The sequence below is a fragment of the Candidatus Nebulibacter yamunensis genome (assembly GCF_024208055.1).
GTDB lineage: Bacteria > Pseudomonadota > Gammaproteobacteria > Francisellales > Francisellaceae > Caedibacter > Caedibacter lacustris.
Window position 1 is genome coordinate 1 of sequence record NZ_JAMBMW010000047.1, and the last position, 1961, is coordinate 1961.

The window sequence follows — 1961 nt, forward strand, 5'->3', positions numbered from 1 at the left end:
GCTTCCGGGGAAAACTCCCGGGTGGGTTTGCTATTTTCCTCGGCCGATTCCTTGAGGAATGCCTGGACCAGCAGGGGAAGGTCCACTTTGCGGGTGCGCAGGGGCGGCATGGTGATTTGCACCACATTGAGGCGGAAATACAGATCGTCGCGGAATTTTCCCTCGGCCACCAGACCGGCGAGGTCCTTGTTGGTGGCGGCCACGAGGCGCACGTCGGCCTGGAGGGTCTGGTTGCCGCCCACCCGCTCGAAAGTCCGCCCGCCGATGGCCCGGAGCAGTTTGACCTGGGTGTTTTCGTCAATCTCCCCGATTTCATCGAGAAACAGGGTGCCGCCATTGGCCTGTTCAAACCGTCCGGTCCGCCGCTCGAAGGCCCCGGTGAAGGCCCCGCGCTCGTGGCCGAAAAGTTCGCTCTCCAGCAACTGCGTCGAGAAGGCCTTGCAATGCACTGCGACGAATTTTTTCCCCGCGCGCGGGCTCAGGTTGTGGATGGCCCTGGCCGCCAGCTCTTTTCCCGTGCCGGTTTCGCCCTGGATGAGTACCGTGGCCCGGGAGGGAGCCACCTGCTTGATCGTGTCGAAGACTTCCACCATCACGCCGGAATGCCCGATCATGCTCTCGAGGCCTGCGCGCCGTCCGACCTGTTCGCGCAGGGTGTCGATTTCCTTGCGGGTCTCGCGCTCGCGCAGCGCCCGCTGGATGAGCATCTCCAGCCGGTCGATGTTCACCGGCTTGGTCACAAAATCATACGCCCCGCGCTTCATGGCCTCCACGGCCGTATCGACCGAGCCGTAGGCTGTCATCATGATGCAAATCGGCGGTTTGGGCAGTTTGAGGACTTTTTCAATGAGATCCATGCCGTCCTCGCCGCCCAGCCGGAGGTCCGTGATCATCACGTCCGCCGGATCGGCCTCCAGCGTCGCCAGTGCTCCGGCAATGTCCCCGGCAACATAAACTTCGAAATGATCCTCCAGCGCCACCCGCAGGCCGTCGCGGGTGTTTTTTTCATCATCAACGATGAGAAGTGTTTTCTGGAGTGCCATTCTGGCTCTGTGTGCGCCTGCGGAACGACTTTGGCAAGCCTTTAAAGGTGACGGCAGATGTGGTTTCAGGTCACCGCAGGAATTTTCCCTGTGGGGCGATACACTGCCCGGGAGGCGAAATCTACAATCGGAGACGTTGGCGGCGGAAAAAAACCAGAATCCCAACGGCCATGGCAACCAACCCGACCAACGTGGGCTCAGGGACATTGTTCAAATTGGTGAACTGCTGGCCATCCAGGGACATGACAAACTGTGTGCCGGCCGCGAAGGTTCCCGAATCGAGTGAGATCGTCCACTGGTAGGTCTGCGTGTAAACAAGGGGAGCGTCAGCAGCCGTATAGCCGTTTCCCGAACCATTGTAGTCATAGCCCCTGACCAACAAAAAATTATTGGAGAGTTCGCCCGGGGGTACCAAACCGGTAAACCCATCACTGTGAAAGGTCGTCTGGCCGCCCGTTGTCGTCCCCCAGTTCGTCGAGGCGTAAGGGCGGGCCAAGGCCGGAATTCCCGAGACAAAAACGCCGTCGGCGGTGGGAGTGGAGTACATGTCTTCCAGTTCCAGATCCACGTTAAAGTTGGTGAGCGCGATACCTCCCGTTGCCGCTAATCCCAAAGCTCCCCCCATTGGGCGACTGTCAAGCTGCGTCGTTGAGCTGGTTCGTCCGGCGATCGGCAGGGTATAGGTCATCGTCCAAGTGATGGAAGTAACTCCCGGGCTGAAGCCGGAAAGACCTATGCTGTTCCACTTGTCGCTGCCCCCGTCGTAGTTGTTCGTGTTGGCCAGCAAAAGGTCGGCCGTGCCCCCGTTGATGGTGATTGCGTGGCTGACGCCCGTGCTGCTGGTGACCCTGTTGGTGTCGTTCAGGTTGGTGACGTTGGCGGTGTTCGGATACAGGGAACCCGGGTTGATCTGCAAAG

2 protein-coding genes are annotated in these 1961 nt (G+C 59.9%); both read right to left on the reverse strand.

What is annotated here, in order from left to right:
- Window positions 1-1043 (reverse strand): sigma-54-dependent transcriptional regulator (locus M1V25_RS10150; RefSeq protein ID WP_498843203.1); only part of this gene is annotated, 1043 nt, incomplete at its 3' end.
- 121 nt (window positions 1044-1164) lie between these two features.
- Window positions 1165-1961: hypothetical protein (locus M1V25_RS10155; RefSeq protein ID WP_498843204.1), on the reverse strand; the 797-nt coding region annotated here is incomplete at its 5' end.